Raw genomic sequence first — 6,233 nt, forward strand, 5'->3', positions numbered from 1 at the left:
AATCACATGAGTTACATCATAGTCCCCTCATCGCTTGCGGGGAGGGGGTTGGGGGTGGGGTTCTTGTACTTCACTTGACTGAGAACCGCTATATTTGCCTCTTCATCTTCACCTGTTTCATAAAAAGCATTGCCAATAGAAGTAGCAACAACATGAAAACTAGATGTACGATATTGGTCACTATGTGTAATAAAAGCATCAAGAGAAACATTGAATTTGTTTGCTGCTGCTAAGGCTTTATCATTACTCTTAGTAGTTCGTGAACGCATACACTTAACAGGTATCAAATAATCACCTTTCTGATCAAGACCACTTTTATTCTGTTTGAGTACTTTAAAATCTCCTTTTTTAGCTAACTTACACTCAATAGATATTATTTTCCGCGTGTCTTTATGTTCCAATTTTATATCAATATCATGTGTTCCAGTCTGTGCATTCATCATAGGCTTTGTTACCATCCATTTTTCCCCAGGCAAAAGTTGCTTTAATCTAGCGTATGTAGAAAACTCAAATGCTTTCCCACGAATCATTGGAGAAACTTTTAAATCAGTTACAATTTTGTATAAATCATTAATTGATATATTTAATGACTGACAATACTTCCGAATATCATTTATCCATTTTTCTTCTTGTTGTTCTTTAAGCACTTTTAAGTAATACCTTTTAATAATTCATCTACAGTTATAACCAGGGCTTTGGCTATTTTTTGAATATTGATAAGAGTGATGTTTTTTTCGCCTCTTTCAATCATTCCTATATATGTCCGATGAAGTTCTGCTTTTTCGGCTAATTCCTCTTGGGATAGTCCTCTCTGCAATCTTTCATCTCTGACTCGTTTTCCGAATTTATCAAGTATCTCAGCTCTCATAGAATTTTGCTAAGACAACTAGAAATAGTAGTAAACTTATGCATACTAAATTTCTACATACTATAGTTAGCATTGCAGTATTTTTACTTAATCATCCTAAATACACATAATCTAGGACTTACGCACTGTACAAAATAACTATTGTGTGAATCAACCTAAATACGTTGTTTCAGGCTTTTATGAATCACCTTTGATTGAGTGCGATCGCTAAAATCTCATTGAAAAATCTAGCTATCAGCCTTGAAAACTCTACCTGTTATTTTGGCTTTTCTGTCAATGCGTAAGTCCTATAATCTATCTATTCGATCAAAATCCTCCATAAAAAGTATGTACATTAGTAAGTAATTGTAAAATTTTCTATAAAACTAGCGAATATATAGTACAATCACTGACTTCTCATTACATAAAATTTAACTGTATGACCTGGTTTTCCTTGTCCGTAAAACGGTGGGGTCGGATTACACAATTCCTATCTTTGTTCTCTTTATGTTTATTTTTAGTTGTTAGTTGCGCTCCTCGTCCACAGTCAACTACGCCACCATCGGGTTCTGTAAATAGCCCTACAGGTGATGGTCGGATTACTATAGGTACAACAGCAAAGCCGAGAACTCTCGATCCAGCTGATGCTTATGAGTTAGCATCGTTGGGTTTGGTGTTTAATATGAGCGATCGCCTTTACACCTACGAACCAGGAAGCACAGAAATTAAGCCCCAACTTGCGACAGCATTACCTAAAGTCAGTCAAGATGCTTTAACTTATACCATCCCCTTACGTCAGGGAGTGGTTTTTCACGATGGGACTCCCTTTAACGCCCAAGGAATGGCGTTTACCATCAACCGCTTTATTCAAAATAAAGGAAAACCTTCATTCTTACTAGGTGATATAGTAGATTCGGTAAAAACTACAAGCGAGTATGAGTTAACCATTAAACTGAAAAAGCCCTTTGCAGCCTTTCCCTCACTGCTGGCGTTTCCTGGAGTGTGTGCGGTTTCGCCAAAAGCTTACGAACTCGGTGCTGGGAAATTTAAGCCGAATATCTTTGTGGGAACTGGCCCTTACAAGTTAGCGCAGTATGGTACTGATTCAATCAGATTTGATCCGTTTGATAAATATTGGGGAGAAAAACCCGCTAACAAGGGTGTTAACCTCCAAATTCAAACTAGTCCGGTTAACTTGTTTAATGCTTTCCGTACAGGCGCGGTGGATGTAGCTTATCTGTCGCTACAGCCAGATCAAAATCGGAGCTTGGAAGAAGGTGGTAAAAAAGGGGATTGGCAAGCGATCGCAGCTGAAGGTAGTGTAGTAAGTTATCTGGTATTGAACCGAAATCAAAAGCCCTTAGATAAATTAGAGGTTAGACAAGCGATCGCGTCAATCATTGACCGTCCACTTTTAAATGAGCGGGCATTACTTGGTCAAGCAGATCCGCTTTATAGCATGATTCCCACGACATTGAATGTTTCTTTGCCATTATTCAAAGATGCTTATGGCGATGCTAACTTTGATAAAGCGAAAAAATTGTTAACTACTGCTGGTTTCTCTAAAGAAAATCCTGCAAAAGTCCAAATTTGGTATCCTTCTAGTTCGCCTACTCGGAGTTTGGCAGCACAGACACTTAAATCTCTTGTTGATGCCAAGATGGATGGAATTCTGCAATTTGAAGTTACCCCTGCGGAAGGGCCAGCCTTTTTTAAAGACATTGCCAAAGGACTATATCCAGGAGCTTTACTTGATTGGTATCCAGACTTTTTAGATCCAGATAATTACGTCCAGCCGTTTTTGTCTTGTGATAAAGGTTCTGTTGCTAAAGGATGTGAAGATGGAGGTAGTCAAAGTCAGGGTTCGTTCTACTATAGCGAAGCGATGAATAAACTGATCGATCAGCAACGCAAAGAACTAAATCCTGAAGCGCGTCAGAAAATTTTTGCAGAAATTCAAAAGCAAGAAACTGCTGATGTACCTTACGTTCCTTTATGGCAAAGCAAAGACTATGTATTTGCCCAAAAAGGTGTAACCAGCGTACAACTTAACCCGACCCAAATTCTGGTTTACCAAACAATTAAAAAGTAGTTAAAAAGTCAAGGGGATAAGAAATTACTCTTTAACTTCTTACCTCTGTGTTCTCTGCGCCTCTGTGGTTAATTGAATTACCTTTTAACCCCAGAGACGCAGAGAAGCCAGTGCGTTGCGGGGGTTCCCCCCGTTGTAGCAACTGGCGTAGCGCAGAGAGAATAAAGAGGTTTTATAAGTCATTGATTATTGGCTATGAATTAAATATGTTTAGTATCCAGTCAATAGACAAGATGCTTTCAAAAATTAAATTTTTAATTACTTATGTCTCGTTCTAAAGCTTTACAATATTACATTGTTTCTCGGTTGCTTCTCGCACCACTTCAGCTATTAACAATTATCACCATTGTATTTCTCTTACTAAGAGCAACACCAGGAGATCCCGCAGATGCAATTCTTGGTGGACGTGCGCCAGAAGCTGCTAAAGAAGAATTGCGAAAACAACTAGGTTTAAACTTTCCCCTGTGGCTACAGTACCTAAATTATTTGGGAAGCATACTGCGCTTTGATTTGGGAACATCTTTAATGAGTCGCGGACAGAATGTTTGGGACATAATTGGGCAATATTTCCCGGCAACGGTGGAGTTAGCAGTATGTAGTATGGCGGTTGCACTCATCGTTGGAATTGCGGTTGGGACTCTTTCAGCTTCTCGTCCTGGGACATATTTTGATGTTGGTGGGCGCTTGTTTGGGATTATCACCTACGCACTCCCCATGTTTTGGGCGGGAATGCTTTTGCAGTTAGTTTTCTCAGTCCAACTTGGTTGGTTTCCCAATTCCAACCGCTTTCCGCCTAATCTTCCGGCTCCCACTACTGTGACTGGATTGTATACAATTGATAGCTTACTCGGTGGAAATCTCACCCAGTTTTTCGCATCTTTGCACCATCTTGCCCTACCGAGTCTCACTTTGGGAATTTTGCTGAGTGGGATTTTTGAGCGAATTGTGCGAGTGAATTTAAAGCAAACGTTGAAAGCAGATTATGTAGAAGCCGCTAGAGCTAGAGGTATTGGTGAAAATAAGATTTTAGTCTCCCATGCCTTAAAGAATGCTCTAATCCCAGTAATTACAGTGTTGGGGTTAACTTTTGCTTCTCTGTTAGGTGGGGCAATTTTGACAGAAGTGACATTTTCTTGGCCTGGGTTAGCTAATCGACTGTATCAAGCGATCGCAGATCGCGATTATCCCACAGTCCAGGGAGTGCTAGTCTTTTTTGGTGCGATCGTTGTGAGTGCTAGTATTTTGATTGATATTTTAAATGCTTATGTAGATCCACGAATTCGATATTAGAGCATCGATTCAGTAATCAAAAACCTCACCCTGGTTATGCTACGCAAAACCTGTCCCTCTCCTTATTAAGGAGAGGGATGTCCGTTAGGACAGGGTGAGGCTTTTGTTTTGGTTAATTCGATGATTTGTGTGTACACGCAACTGAAATTACTGCCCAACATCCAAGATGAAATAGAAACTCGTATCAACAATTCTGTTGCTTCCAATATCCTTAACAATAGGTATGATGACTTCGTGCTGTCCTGGTTCCAGCTTCCAAGTTTTTTGGAAGTTCCCAATATTATGACAACCAGAATTAATTGGGAAGTTACTATAAGTGAAAAGACCATTTTCATAACTTTCAAACGCATTCTTAAACAGATACGCTTTTACTTTTACTCGATTCACTAGAGCTTGAGATGGTAGGCAATAGCTAATATTTGATAATCTTAGAGTATCTCCAGCTTTTAGAGGTATGCGATCGCGATTTTTAATTTGCTGAGGTTCGTTACTATTAATCTGTACAGTGAGATGAGAAACGCATACTTTAATAGCAGAAGTTTGATTGCATTCTGAATCAAGAGTAGGAGAAATATGAGCTTCAGGATTAGTCTTTCCGTTTACCGCAATCCAAGCAGCACCTAAAACGCCAATCGAGCTTATGATAGCCACTGTCAATGGCACAATTACGTTGTCGGTTGAAACTCTCATAGTAATTTACCTCCTTAAAATCAGTTTTATTAATAAGTACCCATTGACAACAGCATATATTTTACTTGGAATAAAGTCCCAGAAAAGCCTTTCCGGGTAACAAAAAAATTACCGGAAAAATTATTCCGCATTTTTAGATATCCGGAAAATGGTATATTTAAATTCTGTTTGGTTAAAGTCTAGAAGTGTAGATTAGCTTGCCAAGGTGTTGAGGAGAATGGCAAAAATATGAGTTTTTGGCAAACCTTTCTCGTAATGGATGTATGTCGTCAGTATGGTTTAAGCCATAAAGAACAAGAGATTCTTTTGGCAAAGTTTCCTGATGAGAATACCGTTAACAGCAATAATCAGGTTGCAGACCAATCATTAGAAAATAAGCAACTTCCCGACATAGCAGAAACTGTGAGGAGGCAGATGTGGACAATATATAACAAGCGATTTGCTCCCCAACAAGACCCCGAAATATTTCTGGAACTTAATCAGAAAAATGGTAAAAGCAAAGATATAAAGTTTCTAGCTTGGTTGAGAAATAAGTATTTGCAATGGCTGGAAACGCAAAATTTTAAGATGATTGATTCTGTCCAGACTTACACAGATAACCCATTTACTCCCCTCAATGACATCATCAATGACCAGCATCTACTCTACGGTCGGGAAAGGGATATTACAAGGATATTTGAAACCCTCAACAGTGGCAGTAGCGTAGCACTGATTGGAGAGAAAAAAATTGGTAAGTCTTCTCTACTCAAAGCTATTTACCATCAAGCACAACATCGGCTGAACAAACCCCGCAAAGCAATTTATCTTAACTTAAGCCTAATTTTTAACGACGATGACTTTTATGATAAACTCTGCGAGCAAGTTAATATCCCTGTCCAGAGAGGTAGGCAATTAATTCGTAATTTAGAACAACAGCAACTATTGTTGTTATTAGATGAAGTAGAACGAATGACTTGGAAGGGTTTTACAAGAGACTTGCGCCTACAACTGCGCGGTTTAGCTGACGGACAAGCTAACCCACCTCTGCGCTTGGTGATTACAGCCAGCGAACACCTTGACGTTTTATTTCCTGATAGTCGAGATAATCCTTCACCCTTCCAAGGCGTTTGCATTGAAGAAATTATCCATCCTTGGGACGAAAATATAGTCCGTGGATTTATTCACAATCGTTTAATGAATACTCAGGTTAGTTTTATAGAAGAGGAAATTATTCAACTAATTATAGAACCCATTTGGTATCTAATTTATCGCTAGGCGTTTGAGCATCAGTCGGATGAAACAAAGATTGACCTTAGCGGTTGCGTTGTCGAGCGT

Annotated in this window: 6 protein-coding genes; 3 read left to right on the top strand and 3 right to left on the bottom strand. The window is 39.1% G+C overall.

The features are described 5' to 3' along the window. Positions 1 to 11 precede the first annotated feature (11 nt). Entirely contained in the window at positions 12 to 647 is a 636-nt protein-coding gene (locus V7K55_RS07940) for a hypothetical protein (RefSeq protein ID WP_334829907.1), read from the bottom strand. Between the two features lie 2 nt (positions 648 to 649). Continuing rightward, positions 650 to 868 (bottom strand): helix-turn-helix domain-containing protein, encoded by a 219-nt coding sequence (locus V7K55_RS07945; RefSeq protein WP_334829909.1) that lies wholly within the window; start codon positions 866 to 868, stop codon positions 650 to 652. 418 nt (positions 869 to 1,286) lie between these two features. Here V7K55_RS07945 and V7K55_RS07950 point away from each other — a divergent pair, with 418 nt between their 5' ends. Together V7K55_RS07950 and V7K55_RS07955 are read left to right on the top strand one after the other, a co-directional pair. Beyond that, positions 1,287 to 2,939, top strand: a complete 1,653-nt coding sequence (locus tag V7K55_RS07950) for an ABC transporter substrate-binding protein (RefSeq protein ID WP_334829911.1) — start codon at positions 1,287 to 1,289, stop codon at positions 2,937 to 2,939. Between the two features lie 264 nt (positions 2,940 to 3,203). Continuing rightward, entirely contained in the window at positions 3,204 to 4,229 is a 1,026-nt protein-coding gene (locus tag V7K55_RS07955) for an ABC transporter permease (protein WP_334829913.1), read from the top strand. 147 nt (positions 4,230 to 4,376) lie between these two features. Here V7K55_RS07955 and V7K55_RS07960 read toward each other — a convergent pair whose 3' ends face one another. After that, positions 4,377 to 4,919: a hypothetical protein gene (locus tag V7K55_RS07960; RefSeq protein ID WP_334829915.1), complete on the bottom strand. Its 543-nt coding sequence runs from the start codon at positions 4,917 to 4,919 to the stop codon at positions 4,377 to 4,379. 228 nt (positions 4,920 to 5,147) lie between these two features. On the opposite strand from V7K55_RS07960, the gene V7K55_RS07965 reads away from it, so the two are divergent. Beyond that, a complete protein-coding gene (locus V7K55_RS07965) occupies positions 5,148 to 6,173 on the top strand; it encodes an ATP-binding protein (RefSeq protein ID WP_334829917.1) in 1,026 nt (341 codons plus the stop codon). Positions 6,174 to 6,233: the final 60 nt, after the last annotated feature.

The organism is Nostoc sp., from assembly GCF_036919895.1.
In the GTDB taxonomy this organism is placed as follows: domain Bacteria; phylum Cyanobacteriota; class Cyanobacteriia; order Cyanobacteriales; family Nostocaceae; genus Nostoc.

Excerpts from the sequence above, each read along its gene's own strand:
- V7K55_RS07950 (WP_334829911.1), top strand. The coding sequence starts at position 1,287 with ATGACCTGGTTTTCCTTGTCCGTAAAACGGTGGGGTCGGATTACACAA.
- V7K55_RS07960 (WP_334829915.1), bottom strand. The coding sequence starts at position 4,919 with ATGAGAGTTTCAACCGACAACGTAATTGTGCCATTGACAGTGGCTATC.
- V7K55_RS07945 (WP_334829909.1), bottom strand. The coding sequence starts at position 868 with ATGAGAGCTGAGATACTTGATAAATTCGGAAAACGAGTCAGAGATGAA.
- V7K55_RS07965 (WP_334829917.1), top strand. The coding sequence starts at position 5,148 with ATGAGTTTTTGGCAAACCTTTCTCGTAATGGATGTATGTCGTCAGTAT.
- V7K55_RS07955 (WP_334829913.1), top strand. The coding sequence starts at position 3,204 with ATGTCTCGTTCTAAAGCTTTACAATATTACATTGTTTCTCGGTTGCTT.